Here is a 20,093-nt window from a genome sequence, read left to right on the forward strand (position 1 = left end):
GAAGAAGGGCCCCTCTCCAGGAGAGGGGCCCTTCTGCATGCCCAGGGGGCGCGGGCGAACTACCGCAGGCGAGCCATGAGCGCATGCTCCACAAGAGTGATCAGCGCCGACTTGGCGTCGGCGCGATGCCGCGCGTCGGTCGTGATGATCGGCGTGTCCGGCCCGATCTGCAGGGCCTCGCGCACCTCGTCCGGGTTGTACGGCTGGTTCCCGTCGAAGCCGTTCAGGGCGATCACGAACGGCAGACCCGAGTTCTCGAAGTAGTCGACCGCCGGGAAGCAGTCGGCGAGACGACGGGTGTCCACGAGCACGATCGCGCCGATCGCGCCGCGCACCAGGTCGTCCCACATGAACCAGAAGCGGTCCTGGCCGGGGGTGCCGAACAGGTACAGGATCAGGTCCTGGTCCAGGGTGATGCGGCCGAAGTCCATGGCGACCGTCGTGGTCGTCTTGTCCCCGGTGTGGGTGAGGTCGTCGATACCCGCCGACGCGGACGTCATGACGGCCTCGGTGCGCAGCGGATTGATCTCCGAAACAGCCCCGACGAACGTGGTCTTGCCCACGCCGAAGCCGCCCGCCACCACGATCTTCGCGGAAGTGGTGGAGCGGGAGGGACCCCCGCTAGAGCTTGCGAAGTCCACTGAGCACCCTTTCGAGCAGTGTCACGTCTGGCTGGCCGCCGGCGCTCTCGTCGCCGCCGGGCTGATGGATGGCGACCAGTCCCGCCTCCGCCAAGTCGGCGACGAGGATCCTGGCCACGCCGAGAGGGATGGTCAGCAGCGCCGAGATCTCGGCGACCGACTTGATCTCTCGGCAGAGGTTGCAGATCCGCTGATGCTCGGGCAGCTGGCCCTGCATCTGATGCGGCTGCGCAGTGGTGTGCACCAGCGCCTCGATGGCGAGCTGGTAACGCGGGCGGGTCCGGCCACCGGTCATGGCGTACGGACGCACCAGCGGGTTGTTCGACGCCCCGGCGGGGGCCGCCTCAGGGGTACGGCGATGCGGCTGCACGGGCTGGATGCGCGGCGCCGGCGGCTGGTCGTACGGGGACGGCCCGGGGCCCTGCGGACCCTGCGGCGAGTACGGCCTCTGCTGGCTGGGCGCGGAGGGGAAGTTGTAACGGTTCGCGTTCTGGGAACCATCGCCCTGGCCCTGGGCAGGGCCGTACGACCAGTTACCCGAATTCGAACCGCCTGGGGGTGTTGCCACTTTCTCTCCTCCTCCGAATGTGCCTGGCGCCCATCACGTGGAAGCCGCGTCCCGAAACCCTACGGCCTCGGGACGCCAAAACGCACCGTCCGTCTGTCAGTTGAGCAGGCTCCCTTGGAGCTCCGCACGAAGGTCGGGCGTCAGGACCGAACCCGCACGGTCCACCAGAAGGGCCATCTCGTACCCAATGAGACCGATGTCCGCCTCGGGGTGAGCGAGAACCGCGAGCGAGGAACCGTCGGATACGGACATGATGAAGAGGAATCCCCGCTCCATCTCCACAACCGTCTGATTCACGCTGCCGCCCTCGAAGATCCGGGAGGCGCCTGCCGTCAGTGACGTCAGACCGGAGGCGACGGCCGCGAGCTGGTCGGCACGGTCGCGGGGAAAGCCTTCGGACATCGCCAGAAGGAGTCCGTCGGCGGAGACCACCACCGTGTGGGACACCCCCGGGGTGTTGTCCACGAAGTTGGTGATCAACCAGTTCAGGTTCTGTGCCGCCTGGCTCATCGGGCTCACACTAACGCTCCTGGTTGTAGGTGCTGTCAGAACCGAAGCCCTGACCGTTCGTTTCACTGCTTCCTGCGTTGCGTCCCCGCTGGACGCCCCGACGCAGGTTGCTCAACCTGCCTCGGACGTCCTCCGGGGCGCGGGAGACCTGAGGGCCTCCCTGAGGGGTGCTCTCGGCCGCGCCCTCGACCAGATTGGCCTTGGGCACCCGCCGCGGCAGGCCGGAGGAGGTGACCCCGCCCGCCTTGGGCTTCTTCAGAGCGGAGGCCTGGTGCCAGCGCTCGTCGTTCGCCGAACGCCAGATGTCACCGCCGCCGGTGCTCTGAGAAGACGTGGCCGACGCTTCCTGCTTCGCGGGGCCCGAGCCGTTCGCACCGCTTGCGGCGGAGCCGCGGCGGGGGAGACCGGCGTCGGTCAGTGCGTGGGAGGCGGAGGGGGTCGGTCCCGGACGGTCGAAGCCTACGCGGTTCTGCTCACCCGCGTCAGCGGCCGGCGCGGATTCCGCTTCCGGAGCGTACTGGTCCGGGTAGCCGTTCTGGTAACCGTTCGGGTGGCCGTTCTGCTGGGGCTGCTGGGGCCAGTCGTCCTGGTAGGACTGCTGTTCCTCGTACGGCTGGAAGCCTTCGGAGGCGGGGGCGGGGGACGCCGGCCGCTCCTCCTGGGCGGGCTCCGCATAGGCGGGGTCCGGGTAACCGCCGTTCGACGAGAAGGCGTCGTTCGACGGGAAGCCGTCGTTCTGCGGCAGACCGCCGTTGGTGGAGTAGGAGTCGGCCTGCGGCGCACCGCCGTTCGGCGCGAAGTACTGATCGTCGTACGCCGGGCGCTGCTGCTCCTCGTACGCCGTCTGCTGGTCGAACGCCGCGGGCTGCTCGGCATAGCCGGTCGCGCTGCTGTCGTAGCCGTTGCGGGCGCCGTTCTGGGCGGGATCGTAGCCGTCCTGGCCCGCGTCGAAGGCCGGCTGCTGACGGGTCGAGTCGAAGCCCTCGCCGAAGGCGGGCGTCTCGCCGGGCTGCTGCTGTTGCTGCCCGGCCGGCTGACCCGGCTGACCCGGGCCCGGCTGGGTCTCCAGGGCCGCACGGCGCTCCTCGCGCATCAGGGAGCGGCCCACCGGGTCCAGCTCGCGGATGTCGTCGGGGACCTCGTACTGGCTGTCGTCGAAGCCGAGTTCGGCGGCGGTGCGCATCGGCAGGCCGGTGTTGAAGTCCTCGCCGCCGGGGCGGAAGTCCTGCTCCGGGATGATCTGCGAGACGGTGAACTCGTCGCGGTCGGGCTGGTGCTCGCCGCCACCGCCACCGTGCGTGATCGCGTCGGGCAGCATGACCAGCGAGGTCGTGCCGGCCTGCTCGCCCGAGGGACGCAGCTGGACGCGGATGCCGTGCCGGTCGGACAGCCGGCCGACCACGAACAGACCCATGCGCTGCGAGATCGCGGCGTCCACCGTCGGCGGGTTGGCCAGCTTGTGGTTGATGTCCGCGAAGTCCTCGGCGGTGAGGCCGATGCCCTTGTCGTGGATCTCGATCATCACGCGGCCGTCGGGAAGACGGGTCGCGGTGACACGGACCTTGGTCTGCGGGGAGGAGAACGTCGTGGCGTTCTCCAGCAGCTCGGCGAGCAGGTGCACGAGGTCGGTGACGGCGCGGCCGTGGATCTCGGCCTCCGGGACGCCCGACAGCTCGATGCGCTCGTACTGCTCCACCTCGGAGGAGGCGGCGCGCAGCACGTCGACCAGCGGGACCGGCTGGTCCCAGCGGCGGCCGGGCTCCTCGCCGGCGAGGACCAGGAGGTTCTCGCCGTTGCGGCGCATACGGGTCGCGAGGTGGTCCAGGCGGAAGAGGTTCTCCAGCTGGTCCGGGTCGGCCTCGTTGTTCTCCAGGTCGGTGATCAGGGTCAGCTGGCCCTCGATCAGGGACTGGTTGCGGCGCGACAGGTTGGTGAAGATCGCGTTGATGTTGCCCCGCAGCAGGGCCTGCTCGGCGGCGAGCCGGACGGCCTCGCGGTGGACCTGGTCGAAGGCGCGGGCGACCTCGCCGATCTCGTCCGTGGTGGTGATCGGGATGGCCTGCACGCGGGTGTCGACCCGGCCGGGGTCGGTGCGGGAGAGCTGGTCGACCAGCATCGGAAGGCGCTGCTCGGCGATGCCGAAGGCGGCGTTGCGCAGCTGGCGCATCGCACGGCTCATCTGGCGGGCCACCGCGCCGGCGAGGATGAACGCCAGGAGCAGGGCGACGACGACCGCGGCACCGGTGATGATCGCGGAGGTCTTGGCGTCAGCGGCGATGTCCGAGGCCTCGGTCACGGCCTTGTCGGCCATGTCCGACTCGATCTGCCGGTAGGCGTCGTACTTCAGCGTGGTGACCGCCCACCAGTTCTCCTTGCTGATGCCCTTCTCGGCGAGCCCGGCGCGCTCGGCGCCCGAGGTCGTCTCCATCGTGGAGATGGCGCCGACCATCGTGGTCGGGTCGGACGGCGGCGGAACGTAGTCCGGGTCCTTCTGCTTCGCGGCGGCGGCCTGTGCGGCGCCGTCGCTCTTGATCTTCGCGGTTTCCTCGTCCAGCCTCTTCGCGTCGGCCGCGGTGCCGCCGCCGATGTACTCCTCGATGGCGATGCCCTCGAGGTAGGCGTAGGAGGAGAGGGAGACCTTCTGCTTGGCGAAGTCGGTGTCCTGCGGGCCCGGCTTGATCAGCAGGTGCATGCCGATCGAGCGCTCCAGGGACAGCGCGGCCTTGGTCAGTGAGATGGCGTAGACGGTACGGCCGTAGGAGGTGATGTTTCCGGTGCCCAGACCGAGCTCGTTGGAGAACTCCATCAGGGGGTGCGCGACCTGGGTGTAGCCCTCCTCGGTCTGCACGCCGTTGAGCTTGGAGGTGTAGGCGGCCGCGCGCAGCGTCGTCAGCCTGGTCTCCGCGGTGCGGAACAGCTGAAGGCGGCGCTCCAGACCGGCCTTGGCCGGCATGTGCTTCGCGGCCTCGTCGAAGGCGTCGGCCGCGGTGTTCGTGGCCTGGCGGGCCGCGGTGACCGTCGCGTCGTTCTGCTTGCCCGCGAGGAGGGGCGCGGCCGAGATGTCGCGCTCCTTGTAGAGGGCGTCGCCGTAGCTCAGGGCGGCCCGCACCAGACGCGCGGTGTTCTCCGCGTCCTCGGCCTCCTGCCAGGTGTCGATCGAGCTCTTCACCTGGAAGCCGCCCATGACCAGGCCGACCACCACGGGTATGAGCAGAATCGCGTTCAGCCGGGTCGGCACCCGCCAGTTGCGCGGGGAGAGACGGCCGCCGCTCTTGGCGGGCGCGGCCGTCGGCTCCGAGCCGGGCGCAGGGGTCGCCGCTCCGCGCGGCGGCGGGGTGAAGTTGCCCCGGGCCGCCGGCTCGGGACTTTTCTTGCTTCGCCTCACTCGACCAACAACCTCTCGGCGGTCGGCACCTTCGTCGTGCCGCAGTGTCTCAGAGCCCGGTCAGCCATCGACCATGAGTACGTCATTGACTATTGGGCAGTTCAGGCATTCCAGCACGACGACCAGTGCTCCTCCAAACATGGGAAAGAGTTGGTTCGACGTGATGTAAACCCCAGATAAAACGGTCAAAAAGAACGAGCCCCACCATAAGGCGGGGCCTTCGTGAGCACAGTGAGACCGAGTGACCGCGACGCGTGGCGGTACCACCCGATTCCTCTGCCGAAACGTTATGAACACCGGAGCCGACCGTGTCAAAGGCCACAGCCGGCTCCGAAGTGTCTACGACAACTGCCGTACGGCACCGGGTACTTGAAAGTTACCGCAGTCGTGCCATGAGTGCGTGCTCCACCAGCGTGATCAGCGCACTCTTGGCATCCGAGCGGTGCCGGGCGTCCGTCGTGATGATCGGGGTGTCCGGTCCGATCTGCAGCGCCTCGCGCACCTCTTCGGGCTGGTAGGGCTGCTGGCCGTCGAAGCCGTTGAGGGCGACGACGAACGGCAGACCGCTGTTCTCGAAGTAGTCGACCGCGGGGAAGCAGTCGGCAAGGCGGCGCGTGTCCACCAGCACCACCGCGCCGATGGCGCCGCGCACCAGGTCGTCCCACATGAACCAGAACCGGTCCTGGCCGGGGGTGCCGAACAGGTACAGGATCAGGTCCTGGTCGAGCGTGATGCGGCCGAAGTCCATGGCCACCGTGGTGGTGGTCTTGTCCCCGGTGTGGGTGAGGTCGTCGATGCCCGCGCTCGCGGACGTCATGACGGCCTCCGTGCGCAGCGGGTTGATCTCGGAGACGGCGCCCACGAACGTGGTCTTGCCCACGCCGAAGCCGCCCGCCACCACGATCTTCGCGGAGGTGGTGGCCCGCCCCCCGTCAGAGCTTGCGAAGTCCACTGAGCACCCTTTCGAGCAGCGTCACGTCCGGAGCGCCGCCGTTGTTCTCGTCGCCGCCCGGCTGGTGGATGGCCACCAGTCCGGCCTCGGCGAGGTCCGCGACCAGGATCCGCGCCACCCCCAGCGGCATGGCCAGGAGAGCCGAGACCTCCGCGACCGACTTCACCTCGCGGCACAGATGGCAGATGCGCTGGTGCTCCGGGAGCAGCCCCATGAGCGCTGCCGGGTCGGCCGTGGTGCTGATCAGCGCCTCGATGGCGAGCTGATAGCGCGGCCGGGTCCGGCCACCGGTCATCGCGTACGGACGCACCAGCGGCTGGTCGCCCTCATCCCCGTACGGCTCCGCGTACGGGTCATGATGGGCGGTGGGCGGGGTCATGGATCCTCCGGGCGGGACAGCATTCTCGGTCAGTCGTGCCGTCCGTCGAGGCCGGTGGGGGGATTGTGTCGGCCGGACGGTGATTTCGTGAGGTGGGTGGTACTCGGGCGGGTCAGTGGAGCAGACTGCCCTGAAGCTCGGCGCGCAGGTCGGGCGTGAGTACCGCGCCCGCCCGGTCGACAAGGAGCGCCATCTCGTAGCCCACGAGGCCGATGTCGCACTCGGGGTGGGCGAGCACCGCGAGGGACGAGCCGTCCGAGACGGACATGAGGAAGAGAAAACCTCGCTCCATCTCCACGACGGTCTGCGCCACGCTGCCGCCCTCGAAGATCCGGGAGGCTCCGGCCGTCAGCGAGGTCAGTCCCGACGCGACGGCCGCCAACTGGTCGGCACGGTCGCGCGGAAAGCCCTCGGACATCGCGAGCAGGAGCCCGTCGGCGGACACCACGACGGTGTGGGACACCCCAGGGGTGTTGTCCACGAAGTTGGTGATCAACCAGTTCAGGTTCTGTGCCGCCTGGCTCATCTGACTCAACTAACGCTCCTGCTGGTGAGTGGGGTTCGGGAAGCTGCCGGTCTGGCCGTTGCCGACCTGACGACCCTGCGCGATGCCCCGACGGAGATTGGTCAGTCGGCCGCGTACGTCGTCAGGCGCACGCGAGACCTGCGGACCGGTTTGGTGCTGTTGCTGCTGAGCCGTGCCCGGGACGAGGTTCGCCCGGGGCACCCGGCGCGGCAGGCCGGAAGTGGTGACGCCGCCCGCGGCCGGCTGCCTGACGCGCTCGGCCTGCCGGACGAGTTCGTCGTTCGGCGAGGTGCGCCAGGAGGCACTGGCGGCTGCGGGACGCTGGGGAGCAGCCGGAGCCTGCGGCTGCTGGTGTTGCTGGGGAGCCGGCTCCGGCTCCGGTGCGGAACCGCCCGCCTGCTGACCGTGGAACCAGTTGGTCTCCAACGTGTCGTACAGCGGCGTGCGGCCGTCCCCGGGACCGGCCGGCGGCAGAGCCTCCGGCTCCGGACGCCCGGCCGGACGCGGCGGGACCGCCGGCTGCTGCCCGGTGCCGTAGCCACCGGGCTGCGCGACGGGGAACTGTCCCGTGGACGAGGGGTCCTGGCGGCCGGGCAGCGAGTGCTGACCGGTCGAGGAGCCGTCGTAGCCGGGCATGGCGAACTGCCCGGTGGAGCCGTTGTCGTACGCCTGCGGTGCGAAGTGGTTCGGGGCCGCCGGGGCGTTCTGGCCGCCCGGGGCGCCGAAGACGTCGGACCGGGTGAAGCCGTTGGTGTCCTGCTGACCCTGACCCTGACCCGGACCCTGGCCGCCTGCGCCGGGGCGCTCGAACTGGCCGGTGTCCTGTCGGCCGTTGACACCCGGCCGCTGGAACTGGCCGTTGTCCTGACGCCCGTTGAAGCCCGACTGGCCGTTGCCCACGGCCGGGAACTGGCCCGTGCTCTGCAGCCCGTTCGCCCCCGGACGACCGAAGTCGGCGGGGCCCGCCGGACCCTGGCGGTCGTCCGGTCGTGGGATCGCCGGTATCTCGGCGGTGGCCCCGGGACCCTGACGGTCGTCGATGCGGGGCATCCGCGACGTCTGGGCGACGTCCGGCTCCTCGTGACCGCGCGGGGCGTCCAGCGGGGTGCGCGGCACCGGCGGCTGGGCGTTCTCGTCGCCCCAGCTCGGCACGCGCGGCTGCGGGTTGCCGCCGGGCAGCTCGGCGCGCGGACCACCGCGCGGCGGCAGCTGCGGCTGACGGCCGCGGCCGCCCTGCTCGGCCTTGTTGCCCCGCTGCGGCGGACGTCCGCCGCCGAACATGTCGGTGCCCTGCGTGCCCGTGCCGGCCGCCTGCAGACCCTGCGGCGCGCCCGGCGCCTGGCTGCCGAAGCCGGCCGGAGCGGGCCGGCCCTGCTGGGGGGAGGCCGGAGGCTGCTGCGGGCCGCGCGGCGGCTGGCCGCCGGGACGGCCACCGCCGTCACGGCCGGGCAGTGCGGCCCGGGGACCCTGACCGGCGCCGAGCAGACCGCCCCCGCCGGGACCGGCGCCGAGGGCGCCGCCCTGCGAGCCGTTCTGGCGACGCGCGGCGGCGACGCCCGCCGCGGCCTGCGCGGCGGCGGGACCGCCCGCGGTGCCGCCCTGGCCGGGCTTGGGCTGAGGCTTCTTGCCGCCCTGCGCGACGTCCACCGGCAGCATGACCAGCGCGGTCGTACCACCGGAGTCGGAGGGGCGCAGCTGGATGCGGATGCCGTGGCGCTGGGACAGCCGGCCGACCACGAACAGACCCATGCGACGGGAGACCGACACGTCCACGGTGGGCGGCGAGGCGAGCCGCTCGTTGATCGCGGCGAGGTCCTCGGGGGACAGGCCGATGCCGGTGTCGTGGATCTCGATCAGGACGCGGCCGTCGGGCAGCGCGTGACCGGTGACCTTGACCTTGGTCTGCGGCGAGGAGAACGAGGTGGCGTTCTCCAGCAGCTCGGCGAGGAGGTGCACGAGGTCGTTGACGACCCGGCCGGCCACTTCGGTGGTCGGCACGGAGGACAGCTCGATGCGCTCGTACTGCTCCACCTCGGACGCGGCGGCACGCAGGACGTCGACCAGCGGGACCGGGCGGGTCCAGCGGCGGCCGGGCTCCTCACCCGCGAGGACGAGGAGGTTCTCACCGTTACGGCGCATGCGGGTCGCGAGGTGGTCGAGCTTGAAGAGCGAGGACAGCTGGTCCGGGTCGGCCTCGCGGGACTCCAGTTCGGAGATGAGCGAGAGCTGACGCTGGATGAGGCCCTGGGAGCGGCGCGAGAGGTTGGTGAACATCGCGTTGACGTTGCCCCGCAGCAGGGCCTGCTCGGCGGCGAGGCGGACCGCCTCGCGGTGCACGTCGTCGAAGGCCGCGGCCACCTGGCCGATCTCGTCCCGGGAGTGCACACCGACCGACTCCACGGACGTGTCGACGTCCTGCGGGTCGGACTCGGACAGCTGCTTGACCAGCTCGGGCAGGCGGTCCTGGGCGACCTTGGTGGCGGTCTCCTGCAGACGGCGCAGCGAGCGGATCATGGACCGGGCGACGACGAACGCGCCGACCAGCGACACACCGAGCACCAGCAGGATGAGCGCACCGGAGATGATCGCTTCGCGCTCCGACGCGGCGCGCAGCTCACGCGCCTTCTGCTCCATGTCCTCGAGCAGCGTGTGCTCGATGTTGTTCATCTGCGTGATCTTGGTCGTGCTGTCGTCGATCCAGTCCTGGTAGGACCGCTTGTCCAGCGACTGCAGACCGGTGGCGGAGCTGAGCGCCCGGGTGGCGTAGGTGTCCGCCTCCTCGATGACCGGGTTGCCCTGCTCGATGGGCTTCAGCAGCTCCTCGGCGCCGTCGTCGCCGTAGATGCTGCGGAAACTCGAGAGTTCGGATTCCTGGTTCTCGAGCGCGGCCTCGGCGTACTGCCGGTCGTTCTCCTTGAGGTCGCCGCTGACGGTGTTGCCCACGGGCAGCGCCGCCGCGAGCACGGCGCGCTGGACGGAGGCGTACTCCTTGGCGGAGGAGAAGGCGGCCAGTGCACGCGTGCGCTGGATCATCTCCGGGTTGTTCGTGGCCTGCGCCATGTCCTGCGACAGGTCGAGCAGGCCGGTGATGAGGCGGTGGTAGGCCTCGACCGTCTGGGTGGAGTTGCCCCTGTCCGCGTAGGCCGTGCTGCGGATCTTGGCGAGGTTGTTCAGGTCGCTCAGGAGACCCACGAGGGTGTCGCGGACACCCTGGAGGTTGCCGTCCGTGGTGGCGCCGTCGATCTCCTCCGAGGCGTCCTGGAAGGCGACGAGCGCCTTGTCGGTCTTGTCCCGGTAGCCCTTGACGCCGAAGTCCGTCGCCTTGGCGCCGTGCGCCAGCGGGCCCGCGGAGCGGTCGCGCTCGTTCTGGAGCTGCACGGCGAGTTCCGTGGCCTGCTTGGTCATGTCCGTCAGCAGCTTCATGTTGTCGAGCTGCTGGATGTCGTCCATCGACTGGTTGATGCGGATGGCGCCCAGCGTGGTGGCCGCGACCACGGGCAGCGTCAGCAGCGCCACCAGACGCGTGGAGATACGCCAGTTGCGCAGCGCGACGCGTGAGCCGGTGCCGGGCGTGCCGGACGGCGGCTTGACGGTCGGAGTCGGAGGAGGAGAACTCGGCGACGCGGACGCGCCGGGGCGCCCAGGGCGCTCACCGCCGTCGCCGGACGGGGCCGGGCCCGGGTTCTGGGCGTGCTGGGGCGAGGAGCCGACTGCCATCGGGCCAGTCCCGCCGTGCGGCTCCGGCTCGGCCGAAGCGCTGCCATCCCTCTTGAAACGTCCCTGCACTAGCGTCGCAACCTCTGGACCAGGCGCCCCTCCGCGTGAACGGAAGGACGGTGTCGGCGTGTTGAGGGGCGTCCTGAATTACGCCCCCCGATGGTCGTGAGTGACCGGCGCTCGCTCCCCCTGTCTCGCCGCCACCGGGCGCGCTGGGCGCCCCCTGTGCGCCGGCTCGAACCCGCGGCGGTCCGAGGAATTCCAGCACAGTGCAGGATCTCCAACAAGGCCCGTTGGCCAGGCTGTGACATCCGTGACACCACGTAAGGGTCAAGTTACGGGATGTAGAAGGTGATCCCCCGTAAGGCGGACATAAAAGGGCGAAGTGAGGAGGTCTGGGGGGTGTCCCAGTCGACATGATCGGGAGCGGAATGCGCGCTTCAGGTGTGCAATGTCCGTTTCGTAGTGGTCACTTGAGGGTCTTAATTGACCGTTTTGCCCGCCAAGTCGTGAGGAAACTCACACACCGATCATGCGACCTTCCCGCGTTCCACGGGAATCGCGTGTTTAGCCTGACGCTTTACAGGGATGGCAAATCCGACAAGCTGCGCTTGCGCGGGGGCCCTTGACGGCTTCCCCCGGCGCCCCGAGACGACAGGGTCACGTACAACAGTGAAGACGACGACGATGTTCCACAAGATCGCCAACCCGCGGCGCACGACGCTGGCGCACCTCAAGGACGCCGACGAACTGCAGCTCCCGGAGCAGCGGGAGCACTCCGTCGAGCTGCCTGCCCAGACTGCCAACCCCAAGCGCACCATCCTCATGGAGGCCCCGGTCACGGCCTCCGTCGCGGAGTAGATCCTCACGGACCTTCGTGGATCTTCACGTCTTCACGCGGAGATACGGGCGCCGACCGCGGAATGCTCAAGGCGGCGGCCCACGGATGTCAAGGGCGTCCCCGGCCGGGGACGCCCTTCCGCGTTAGCCTGGACCGTCACACTCCATTGCCAGCTCGGTCTTCTCAGTGAAGGAACGCAACCAACCCGTGCGCATCGCCAGGTTCTCCATCGACGGGAACGTCGCCTTCGGCGCGGTCGAGGGCGACAAGCCGGACGAGCTCGTCCTCGACATCATCAAGGGCATCCCGTTCGTGGACTTCGAGCTTTCCGGCACCAAGGTGCCGCTGAGCAAGGTCCGACTGCTCCCGCCCGTGCTTCCCAACAAGGTCGTGGCATTCGGCCGCAACTACGCCGAGCACGCGCGCGAGCTGGGCAACGAGGTGCCCGACGCCCCCTTCGCCTTCTTCAAGCCGTCCACCTCGGTGATCGGCCCCGGCGACGACATCCAGTACCCGTCCTTCTCCGCGGACGTCCACCACGAGGCCGAGCTCGCCGTGGTCATCGGCCGGCTGTGCCGCGAGGTCCCGCGTGAACGCGTCAAGGACGTGATCTTCGGCTACACCTGCGCGAACGACATCACCGCGCGCGACGTCCAAAAGCGCGAGAGGCAGTGGGCCCGGGCCAAGGGCTTCGACACCTCCTGCCCGCTCGGCCCCTGGGTGGAGACCGGCCTGGACCTCGAGACCGCGAGCGACCTCACCGTCCAGCTCACGGTCAACGGACAGCAGCGGCAGCTCGGCCGCACCAGCGAGATGATCCACTCGATCGAGGATCTGATCGTCAACATCACCGAGGCCATGACGCTGCTCCCCGGCGACGTGATCCTCACGGGCACCCCGGCAGGGGTCGGCCCCCTGGCTGTCGGCGACGAGGTCGCCGTCACCATCGAAGGCATCGGCACTCTCACCAACAAGGTTGTCAAGCGTGGCTAGCGCACCCGGCTCTCCCGTACGCGTCCGTTTCTGTCCCTCGCCCACCGGTAACCCCCACGTGGGCCTGGTCCGCACCGCCCTGTTCAACTGGGCGTTCGCCAAGCACCACCAGGGCGCCCTGGTCTTCCGCATCGAGGACACCGACGCGGCCCGCGACTCCGAGGAGTCGTACAACCAGCTGCTCGACTCGATGCGCTGGCTGGGCTTCGACTGGGACGAGGGCCCGGAGATCGGCGGCCCGCACGCGCCGTACCGCCAGTCGCAGCGCATGGATCTCTACAAGGACGTCGCCGAGAAGCTCCTCGACGCCGGCCACGCCTACCGGTGCTACTGCTCCCAGGAGGAGCTGGACACCCGCCGCGACGCCGCCCGCGCCGCCGGCAGGCCGTCCGGCTACGACGGCCACTGCCGCGACCTCACCGAGGCGCAGGTGGCGGAGTACCAGGCCCAGGGCCGCACCCCGATCGTCCGCTTCCGCATGCCCGACGAGACGATCACCTTCACCGACCTGGTCCGCGGCGAACTGACCTTCACCCCGGAGAACGTGCCCGACTACGGCATCGTCCGTGCGAACGGCGCCCCGCTGTACACGCTGGTCAACCCGGTCGACGACGCGCTGATGGAGATCACGCACGTCCTGCGCGGCGAGGACCTGCTGTCCTCCACCCCCCGCCAGATCGCCCTCTACAAGGCGCTGACCGAGCTGGGCATCGCGAAGTCCGTGCCCGCCTTCGGCCACCTGCCGTACGTGATGGGCGAGGGCAACAAGAAGCTCTCCAAGCGCGACCCGGAGTCGTCCCTCAACCTCTACCGGGAGCGCGGCTTCCTCCCCGAGGGTCTGCTCAACTACCTCTCGCTGCTCGGCTGGTCCCTCTCGGCCGACCAGGACGTCTTCACGATGGGCGAGATGACCGCCGCCTTCGAGATCGCGGACGTCAACCCCAACCCGGCGCGCTTCGACCTGAAGAAGTGCGAGGCGATCAACGCCGACCACATCCGCCTGCTCGACGTGAAGGACTTCACGGAGCGCTGCGCCCCCTGGCTGAGGGCCCCCTTCGCGCCGTGGGCGCCGGAGAACTTCGACGAGGCGAAGTGGCAGGCGATCGCCCCGCACGCCCAGACCCGCCTGAAGGTCCTCTCGGAGATCACCGACAACGTCGACTTCCTGTTCCTCCCGGAGCCGGTCGAGGACGAGGCGAGCTGGACGAAGGCGATGAAGGAGGGCAGCGACGCGCTGCTCACGACGGCCCGCGAGAAGCTGGAGTCGGCCGACTGGACCTCCGCCGAGTCGCTCAAGGAGGCCGTGCTGGCCGCCGGCGAGGCCCACGGCCTCAAGCTCGGCAAGGCCCAGGCCCCCGTCCGGGTGGCCGTCACCGGCCGCACGGTCGGCCTCCCCCTCTTCGAGTCCCTGGAAGTCCTGGGCAAGGAGAAGACCCTGGCCCGCATCGACGCGGCCCTGGCGAAGCTGGCGGCGTAACGCCCACGCGTGAGTGAGGGGCGGCACCCGGGATTCCGGGTGCCGCCCCTCACCCGTTCGCCTCAGACGGCGTCGTTCTCGTCGATCAGGTAGGCGAACTCGTCGAAGATCTCCAGCACGACCACGACCAGCACGGCTGCCGCCACCATGTACTCCAGCATGACGCCAGGGGCGACGTACGCCTTGCGCAGGTGCTCGTCGGGGCCGAGCTGCGCGGTCGCGACCTTGCGGAATGGGTCGCGCGCCAGTATCCGCACGGCCTTGTCCAACTGGGCGCGACGCTCTCCGGGCAGACCGTCGTAGGCCGCCCGGGCCTCGACGGTGAACTGGACTCGGTACTCGCTCATACCGTCAGTGTGCCAGCCCGCGATACCGTCGGGGACATGAGCATTCGCGCCGTGGTCTGGGACGTGGACGACACCCTTTTCGACTACACGACCGCGGACCGCGAGGGCATGCGGTCGTATCTGACGGCCGAGGGGCTGATCGACCGCTACGGGACCGCGGAGCAGGCGCTCGCGCGGTGGCGCGAGGTCACCGACCAGCAGTGGGCGCGGTTCTCGGCGGGCGGGATCACCTTCGAGGACCAGCGCCGGGACCGGGTACGGGTGTTCCTGGAGCGCGAGATGACGGAGGCGGAGGCCGACGACTGGTTGGTGCGGTACCACAGCCACTACGAGGCCGCCTGGACGCTCTTCCCGGACGTCCTGCCCGTCCTGGACGCCCTCGCCGCCAGTCACCGCCACGCGGTGCTCTCCAACTCCAGCATCCACGTCCAGGACCACAAGCTCCGCGTCCTCGGCGTCCACGACCGCTTCGAGGCCATCCTGTGCGCCGCGGAGCTCGGCGTCTCCAAGCCGGACGCCGGCGCGTTCCTCGCGGCCTGCGAGGCGCTGTCCCTGCCCCCGCACCAGGTGGCCTACGTCGGCGACCACCCGGAGATCGACGGCCGGGGCGCCGCCGACGCCGGACTGCTCTCGGTGTGGATCGACCGCTACGGCGGCACGGCGACCGTGGAGCCCCCGGTGGGACGGCACCGGATCGCCACCCTCGCCGAACTCCCGGCGATCCTCGGCTCGGATACCCGTTTTGGAGCGCAGTCCACCTTCGGGTAATGTTCTTCCTGCGCCGCCGGGGAGCGGGCCGAAAGGCCGGAACCGGAGGAGCGAAACTAGAACAAGATCCCCTACGGGGCTTGCGTTCCAGTGGCCTATGGTGTAATTGGCAGCACGACTGATTCTGGTTCAGTTAGTCTAGGTTCGAGTCCTGGTAGGCCAGCTCGCAGAGCTCATCTGCAAAGCCCCCGTTGTGTAGCGGCCTAGCACGCTGCCCTCTCAAGGCAGTAGCGCCGGTTCGAATCCGGTCGGGGGTACAGATCCTTCCCAGGAAGACAGTCCGGGTCGCACCCGCTGTCTCTCATGCAGGATCGCTAGGGCCCCCGTTGTGTAGCGGCCTAGCACGCCGCCCTCTCAAGGCGGTAGCGCCGGTTCGAATCCGGTCGGGGGTACGATTCACCTTGAATCACCTTGGTCTATGGTGTAATTGGCAACACTACGGTTTCTGGTACCGTCATTCTAGGTTCGAGTCCTGGTAGACCAGCTCGGATCTGCGGCGTGTAATTTAAACGCTTGCAAGATCCTCGCCCCCGTTGTGTAGCGGCCTAGCACGCCGCCCTCTCAAGGCGGTAGCGCCGGTTCGAATCCGGTCGGGGGTACGCAGTACGACAGGGCCTCCACTTCGGTGGGGGCCCTTCGGCGTTCCCGGCTCATTCGAAGCCGTACCGCCGCGCCGACTCCTCCTCCTGCGCCAGCCGGTGCAGCGCCTGCAACATCGGCTCGACCAGGATCGCGCCCAGCACCGCCGCCTCGATCCGCTCCGACTCCGACTCCTGCGTCTCCACGAAGTCCAGATCGAGCCGGGCCGCCCGGTGCATCAACCGGGCGTAGGCCACGAGCAGTTCGGCGTCCCACTCATAGCCGAGGCGGCGCAGCGCGGCCACCGCCACCACCAGCGAGCGGTAGGCGGGGGAGACGGTCGTCAGCAGGCGGGCGTTCGACCAGCCCAGGGTGCGCAGCAGTTCGTCCGCCTCCAGACGGGCGGCGCGCACATACTCGTCCTCCGCGTCCGGCGCGGGGACCTGCGGCAGCGCCCAAAGGGCCGCGCCGAGGCGGACCGTGCGGCCCAGGGAGTCGTCGTCGACATGCCCGAGCACCTCGCGGACCGTGGCCACGGGCAGTCGGCCCACCTGGATCATCGCGCGCACCAGCCGCAGCCGGCGCAGATGCTCCTCGTCGTACTCGGCGGTCGTCAGGTTGATCTGGCGGCCGGGCGGCAGGAGACCTTCGCGCAGGTAGTACTTGATCGTCGCGGTGGAGACACCGCTGCGTTCGCTCAGCTCGGCCAGCCGCATGCCTTGCGCCCTTCCTTGGTCAGCGGCACTATCCAAGCATGTCTGTCGCAGCGAACCGCACCACCGCCGACGCCCGCGGAGACGTGGTCGTCCTGCTGATCGGGATGCGCGTCAACCGCTTCTGGGCCGTGCACCAGTGGGTGCCGGTCATGCTGGCCATGCTCCGCATGCTGGCCGAGCTCAAGAAGGATCCTGGCCGTGGGCTGCTCTCCCGCGTGCTGCTGACGGCCTCCCCGCGGACGTACTACGTCGTCCAGTACTGGGAGTCCAAGGAGAAGCTGTACGCCTACGCGAGTGCGCCCGACGCGTTCCACCATCGCGCGTGGGCGAAGATCAGCCGCCTGGAGAAGAGCGGGAAGGTACGCGGGCACGTGGGGATCTGGCACGAGGCGTATGTCGTGCCGGAGGGCTCGTACGAGGCGGTCTACGGCGACATGCCGGCGTTCGGCCTCGCGGCCGCGCACGGGCAGGTTCCGTTGGGGGAGCGGGGGCGCTATGCGAAGGACCGGTACGCGTACCGGTCGGAGCAGACGGAGTCGAAGGCCTGAGCGGGGCCGGGAGGAGCCTGCCGCGGCGTTGAGGCCGGCTCTTTTCCGGGCGTGTGCTCGGGATGCGCTCGGTGGAGGGGCGGCTCAGCCCGTCCTGCGCAGGGCCTCCGACAGGCGGGCCGCCGCGTCGATGACCGCCTGGGCGTGCATACGGCCCGGGTGGCGGGTCAGCCGCTCGATCGGGCCCGAGACGGAGACGGCGGCCACCACACGGTTGGAGGGGCCGCGCACGGGGGCCGACACGGACGCGACGCCCGGCTCGCGCTCGCCGATGGACTGGGCCCAGCCGCGACGCCGTACGCCCGACAGGGCCGTCGCCGTGAAACGGGCGCCCTGCAGACCCCGGTGCAGACGCTCCGGCTCCTCCCAGGCCATCAGGATCTGGGCCGAGGAGCCGGCCTTCATCGTGAGCGTGGAGCCGACCGGGACCGTGTCCCGAAGGCCGGACAGGCGTTCCGCCGCGGCCACGCAGATGCGCATGTCGCCCTGGCGGCGGTAGAGCTGTGCGCTCTCGCCCGTGATGTCGCGCAGATGGGTGAGCACCGGGCCCGCGGTGGCCAGGAGGCGGTCCTCGCCCGCGGCCGCGGCCAGCTCGGCCAGACGGGGGCCGAGGATGAAACGGCCCTGCATGTCGCGCGCCACCATACGGTGGTGTTCCAAAGCCACGGCCAGGCGGTGGGCCGTGGGTCGTGCGAGTCCGGTGGCAGCGACCAAGCCTGCGAGGGTGGCCGGACCGGACTCCAGGGCGCTCAGGACAAGGGCTGCCTTGTCCAGAACGCCGACGCCGCTACTGTTGTCCATGCAACGATACTCCCGTCTCACTCTGTGAAACGCAAGTTCATTTTTCCGTGAGACGCGCAACCCTTGGATGCATGACGGCCCGCGGACCAACGGGCCTGGCGGCGAGTGCCCGGAAACGCCGAGAAACACGACCGTGGGCGTCGCCTCCACAAGATCTCTAGTTGGGCCGGCGCACCTTTGCCGGCCGGAGGGAAAGCGATGGGTAGGACACTCGCGGAGAAGGTCTGGGACGACCACGTCGTCCGGCGCGCCGAGGGCGAGCCCGACCTCCTCTTCATCGATCTGCACCTGCTGCACGAGGTGACCAGCCCCCAGGCCTTCGACGGCCTCCGTCAGAACGGCCGCCCCGTGCGCCGTCTCGACCTCACCATCGCGACCGAGGACCACAACACCCCGACCCTCGACATCGACAAGCCGATCGCCGACCCGGTCTCGCGCGCCCAGCTGGAGACGCTGCGCAAGAACTGCGCCGAGTTCGGCGTGCGACTGCACCCGCTCGGCGACGTCGAGCAGGGCGTCGTGCACGTCGTCGGCCCGCAGCTCGGTCTGACCCAGCCCGGCATGACCGTCGTCTGCGGCGACTCCCACACCTCCACGCACGGCGCCTTCGGCGCGCTGGCGTTCGGCATCGGCACCTCGCAGGTCGAGCATGTGCTGGCCACCCAGACGCTGCCGCTGGCCCGCCCCAAGACCATGGCGATCACGGTTGACGGCGAGCTGCCCGACGGCGTCACCGCCAAGGACCTGATCCTGGCGATCATCGCCAAGATCGGCACCGGCGGCGGCCAGGGCTACATCCTGGAGTACCGCGGCTCCGCCATCGAGAAGCTCTCGATGGAAGCCCGGATGACCATCTGCAACATGTCGATCGAGGCCGGCGCCCGCGCGGGCATGATCGCCCCCGACGAGACGACCTTCGAGTACATCAAGGGCCGCGCCCACGCCCCCGAGGGCGAGGACTGGGACGCCGCCGTCGCGTACTGGAAGACGCTGAAGACGGACGCCGACGCCGAGTTCGACGCCGAGGTCGTCATCGATGCCGCCGCGCTGTCGCCGTTCGTCACCTGGGGCACCAACCCCGGCCAGGGCGCGCCGCTTTCGGCGGACGTCCCCGACCCTGCTTCGTACGAAGACGCTTCGGAGCGCCTCGCCGCCGAAAAGGCCCTGGAATACATGGGGTTGGAAGCCGGACAGCCGCTGCGCACCATCAAGGTGGACACCGTCTTCGTAGGCTCCTGCACCAACGGCCGCATCGAGGACCTGCGCGCCGCCGCCGCGATCGTCGAGGGCCGCAAAGTCGCCGACGGTGTACGGATGCTGGTCGTCCCGGGCTCCGCGCGGGTCGGTCTGCAGGCCGTTTCCGAGGGTCTGGACGTCGTCTTCAAGGAGGCCGGCGCCGAATGGCGGCACGCGGGCTGCTCGATGTGTCTGGGCATGAACCCGGACCAGCTGGCCCCCGGTGAGCGCTCCGCGTCCACCTCCAACCGCAACTTCGAGGGCCGGCAGGGCAAGGGCGGTCGTACGCACCTGGTGTCGCCGCAGGTCGCGGCCGCCACGGCCGTCCTGGGCCACCTGGCCTCCCCGGCCGACCTGTCCGACGCCGAGACCCGTACGCCCGCTGGAGTCTGAGAAGTCATGGAAGCATTCACCACGCACACCGGCCGGGCCGTCCCGCTGCGCCGCTCCAACGTCGACACCGACCAGATCATCCCTGCTCACTGGCTCAAGAAGGTCACGCGGGACGGGTTCGAGGACGGGTTGTTCGAGGCCTGGCGCAAGGACGAGAACTTCATCCTCAACCGCCCCGAGCGGCAGGGCGCCACGGTCCTGGTCGCCGGCCCCGACTTCGGCACCGGTTCCTCCCGTGAGCACGCCGTCTGGGCGCTGCAGAACTACGGCTTCAAGACCGTGATCTCGTCCCGGTTCGCCGATATCTTCCGCGGCAACTCGCTCAAGAACGGCCTGCTCACGGTGGTGATCGAGCAGAAGATCGTGGACGCGCTGTGGGAGCTCACGGAGAAGGACCCGCAGGTCGAGATCACCGTCGACCTTCAGGCCCGCGAGGTGCGCGCCGAGGGGATCACCGCCTCCTTCGAGCTGGACGAGAACTCCCGCTGGCGGCTGCTGAACGGGCTGGACGACATCTCCATCACCCTCCAGAACGAGGGCGACATCTCCGCGTACGAGGCCAAGCGGCCGTCGTACAAGCCGAGGACGCTCCAGGGCTGACCCAGGAGCCCCCGAGCAGGCCCTGAGCAGGTCGACTTTCGGCCACCGCGACACCCCCGCCGTACCCCCGATCGGACCGATCGGGGGTACGGCTGTTTCTGTACCCGTTCGGCCCC

General features: G+C 69.7%; 18 protein-coding genes and 5 tRNA genes. 12 read left to right on the forward strand and 11 right to left on the reverse strand.

What is annotated here, in order from left to right:
- Window positions 1-59 precede the first annotated feature (59 nt).
- From ACZ5SK_RS24410 to ACZ5SK_RS24445, 8 genes are all read right to left on the reverse strand, one after another.
- Window positions 60-641, reverse strand: coding sequence for a GTP-binding protein (locus tag ACZ5SK_RS24410; RefSeq protein WP_026248371.1), 582 nt, complete (start codon window positions 639-641; stop codon window positions 60-62).
- Window positions 622-1,209, reverse strand: coding sequence for a DUF742 domain-containing protein (locus ACZ5SK_RS24415; protein WP_079659280.1), 588 nt, complete (start codon window positions 1,207-1,209; stop codon window positions 622-624). The genes ACZ5SK_RS24410 and ACZ5SK_RS24415 overlap by 20 nt, the downstream gene beginning before the upstream one ends.
- A 96-nt stretch (window positions 1,210-1,305) precedes the next feature.
- Complete coding sequence (locus tag ACZ5SK_RS24420) at window positions 1,306-1,719, reverse strand: roadblock/LC7 domain-containing protein (protein ID WP_037781109.1); 414 nt, start codon at window positions 1,717-1,719, stop codon at window positions 1,306-1,308.
- A 10-nt stretch (window positions 1,720-1,729) separates the two neighbouring features.
- Window positions 1,730-5,104, reverse strand: a complete 3,375-nt coding sequence (locus ACZ5SK_RS24425) for a sensor histidine kinase (RefSeq protein WP_334576975.1) — start codon at window positions 5,102-5,104, stop codon at window positions 1,730-1,732.
- 376 nt (window positions 5,105-5,480) lie between these two features.
- Window positions 5,481-6,056, reverse strand: a complete 576-nt coding sequence (locus tag ACZ5SK_RS24430; protein WP_030793795.1) for a GTP-binding protein — start codon at window positions 6,054-6,056, stop codon at window positions 5,481-5,483.
- Window positions 6,037-6,435 carry a DUF742 domain-containing protein gene (locus tag ACZ5SK_RS24435; RefSeq protein WP_009190816.1) on the reverse strand — a complete coding sequence of 133 codons (399 nt, stop codon included), beginning with the start codon at window positions 6,433-6,435 and terminating at the stop codon, window positions 6,037-6,039. Before ACZ5SK_RS24435 ends, ACZ5SK_RS24430 begins: the two co-directional genes overlap by 20 nt.
- Before the next feature lie 112 nt (window positions 6,436-6,547).
- Entirely contained in the window at window positions 6,548-6,961 is a 414-nt protein-coding gene (locus ACZ5SK_RS24440) for a roadblock/LC7 domain-containing protein (RefSeq protein ID WP_003993189.1), read from the reverse strand.
- 9 nt (window positions 6,962-6,970) lie between these two features.
- Window positions 6,971-10,747 carry a sensor histidine kinase gene (locus ACZ5SK_RS24445; RefSeq protein WP_468576598.1) on the reverse strand — a complete coding sequence of 1,259 codons (3,777 nt, stop codon included), beginning with the start codon at window positions 10,745-10,747 and terminating at the stop codon, window positions 6,971-6,973.
- A 603-nt stretch (window positions 10,748-11,350) separates the two neighbouring features.
- On the opposite strand from ACZ5SK_RS24445, the gene ACZ5SK_RS24450 reads away from it, so the two are divergent.
- The 3 genes from ACZ5SK_RS24450 to gltX all read left to right on the forward strand — a co-directional run bounded on the left by ACZ5SK_RS24450 (window position 11,351) and on the right by gltX (window position 13,989).
- Complete coding sequence (locus tag ACZ5SK_RS24450) at window positions 11,351-11,539, forward strand: hypothetical protein (protein WP_162499663.1); 189 nt, start codon at window positions 11,351-11,353, stop codon at window positions 11,537-11,539.
- 187 nt (window positions 11,540-11,726) lie between these two features.
- Window positions 11,727-12,512, forward strand: a complete 786-nt coding sequence (locus ACZ5SK_RS24455) for a fumarylacetoacetate hydrolase family protein (protein ID WP_468576599.1) — start codon at window positions 11,727-11,729, stop codon at window positions 12,510-12,512.
- On the forward strand, window positions 12,505-13,989 hold the full coding sequence (gene gltX, locus ACZ5SK_RS24460; protein WP_334576972.1) for a glutamate--tRNA ligase: 1,485 nt from the start codon (window positions 12,505-12,507) through the stop codon (window positions 13,987-13,989). Before ACZ5SK_RS24455 ends, gltX begins: the two co-directional genes overlap by 8 nt.
- Window positions 13,990-14,051: 62 nt before the next feature.
- On the opposite strand, the gene ACZ5SK_RS24465 is transcribed toward gltX, so the two are convergent.
- Window positions 14,052-14,336 carry a type II toxin-antitoxin system RelE family toxin gene (locus tag ACZ5SK_RS24465; RefSeq protein ID WP_334576969.1) on the reverse strand — a complete coding sequence of 95 codons (285 nt, stop codon included), beginning with the start codon at window positions 14,334-14,336 and terminating at the stop codon, window positions 14,052-14,054.
- A 36-nt stretch (window positions 14,337-14,372) separates the two neighbouring features.
- Here ACZ5SK_RS24465 and ACZ5SK_RS24470 point away from each other — a divergent pair, with 36 nt between their 5' ends.
- The 6 genes from ACZ5SK_RS24470 to ACZ5SK_RS24495 all read left to right on the forward strand — a co-directional run bounded on the left by ACZ5SK_RS24470 (window position 14,373) and on the right by ACZ5SK_RS24495 (window position 15,703).
- Window positions 14,373-15,104 (forward strand): HAD family hydrolase, encoded by a 732-nt coding sequence (locus ACZ5SK_RS24470; RefSeq protein WP_334576967.1) that lies wholly within the window; start codon window positions 14,373-14,375, stop codon window positions 15,102-15,104.
- 91 nt (window positions 15,105-15,195) lie between these two features.
- A tRNA-Gln gene (locus ACZ5SK_RS24475) sits at window positions 15,196-15,267 on the forward strand.
- Window positions 15,268-15,288: 21 nt separating this feature from the next.
- Window positions 15,289-15,361, forward strand: a tRNA-Glu gene (locus tag ACZ5SK_RS24480).
- Between the two features lie 62 nt (window positions 15,362-15,423).
- Window positions 15,424-15,496 (forward strand) — tRNA-Glu (locus tag ACZ5SK_RS24485).
- 20 nt (window positions 15,497-15,516) lie between these two features.
- Window positions 15,517-15,588 (forward strand) — tRNA-Gln (locus ACZ5SK_RS24490).
- A gap of 42 nt (window positions 15,589-15,630) precedes the next feature.
- Window positions 15,631-15,703, forward strand: a tRNA-Glu gene (locus ACZ5SK_RS24495).
- Between the two features lie 51 nt (window positions 15,704-15,754).
- Here ACZ5SK_RS24495 and ACZ5SK_RS24500 read toward each other — a convergent pair.
- Window positions 15,755-16,399 carry a MerR family transcriptional regulator gene (locus tag ACZ5SK_RS24500; RefSeq protein ID WP_334576965.1) on the reverse strand — a complete coding sequence of 215 codons (645 nt, stop codon included), beginning with the start codon at window positions 16,397-16,399 and terminating at the stop codon, window positions 15,755-15,757.
- A gap of 38 nt (window positions 16,400-16,437) precedes the next feature.
- Between ACZ5SK_RS24500 and ACZ5SK_RS24505 the strand changes: the two genes are divergently transcribed.
- A complete protein-coding gene (locus ACZ5SK_RS24505) occupies window positions 16,438-16,947 on the forward strand; it encodes a DUF4188 domain-containing protein (RefSeq protein WP_334576963.1) in 510 nt (169 codons plus the stop codon).
- 84 nt (window positions 16,948-17,031) lie between these two features.
- Here the strand turns inward: ACZ5SK_RS24505 and ndgR are convergent, their stop codons facing one another.
- Window positions 17,032-17,748 (reverse strand): IclR family transcriptional regulator NdgR, encoded by a 717-nt coding sequence (gene ndgR / locus ACZ5SK_RS24510; RefSeq protein ID WP_007384919.1) that lies wholly within the window; start codon window positions 17,746-17,748, stop codon window positions 17,032-17,034.
- 198 nt (window positions 17,749-17,946) lie between these two features.
- Between ndgR and leuC the strand changes: the two genes are divergently transcribed.
- Both leuC and leuD read left to right on the forward strand, forming a co-directional pair.
- A complete protein-coding gene (gene leuC, locus ACZ5SK_RS24515; protein ID WP_079659271.1) occupies window positions 17,947-19,377 on the forward strand; it encodes a 3-isopropylmalate dehydratase large subunit in 1,431 nt (476 codons plus the stop codon).
- A gap of 6 nt (window positions 19,378-19,383) precedes the next feature.
- The gene (gene leuD, locus ACZ5SK_RS24520; protein WP_334576961.1) at window positions 19,384-19,977 is read left to right on the forward strand and encodes a 3-isopropylmalate dehydratase small subunit; all 594 of its coding nucleotides are present in this window, start codon (window positions 19,384-19,386) and stop codon (window positions 19,975-19,977) included.
- Window positions 19,978-20,093 lie beyond the last annotated feature (116 nt).

The organism is Streptomyces sp. NPDC031474 (assembly GCF_055581185.1).

Coding starts and splice junctions, on each gene's coding strand:
- ACZ5SK_RS24420 (WP_037781109.1), bottom strand. CDS start 1,719: ATGAGCCAGGCGGCACAGAACCTGAACTGGTTGATCACCAACTTCGTG.
- ACZ5SK_RS24435 (WP_009190816.1), bottom strand. CDS start 6,435: ATGACCCCGCCCACCGCCCATCATGACCCGTACGCGGAGCCGTACGGG.
- ACZ5SK_RS24440 (WP_003993189.1), bottom strand. CDS start 6,961: ATGAGCCAGGCGGCACAGAACCTGAACTGGTTGATCACCAACTTCGTG.
- ACZ5SK_RS24465 (WP_334576969.1), bottom strand. CDS start 14,336: ATGAGCGAGTACCGAGTCCAGTTCACCGTCGAGGCCCGGGCGGCCTAC.
- ACZ5SK_RS24470 (WP_334576967.1), top strand. CDS start 14,373: ATGAGCATTCGCGCCGTGGTCTGGGACGTGGACGACACCCTTTTCGAC.
- ACZ5SK_RS24500 (WP_334576965.1), bottom strand. CDS start 16,399: ATGCGGCTGGCCGAGCTGAGCGAACGCAGCGGTGTCTCCACCGCGACG.
- ACZ5SK_RS24505 (WP_334576963.1), top strand. CDS start 16,438: ATGTCTGTCGCAGCGAACCGCACCACCGCCGACGCCCGCGGAGACGTG.
- ndgR (WP_007384919.1), bottom strand. CDS start 17,748: ATGGACAACAGTAGCGGCGTCGGCGTTCTGGACAAGGCAGCCCTTGTC.
- leuC (WP_079659271.1), top strand. CDS start 17,947: ATGGGTAGGACACTCGCGGAGAAGGTCTGGGACGACCACGTCGTCCGG.
- leuD (WP_334576961.1), top strand. CDS start 19,384: ATGGAAGCATTCACCACGCACACCGGCCGGGCCGTCCCGCTGCGCCGC.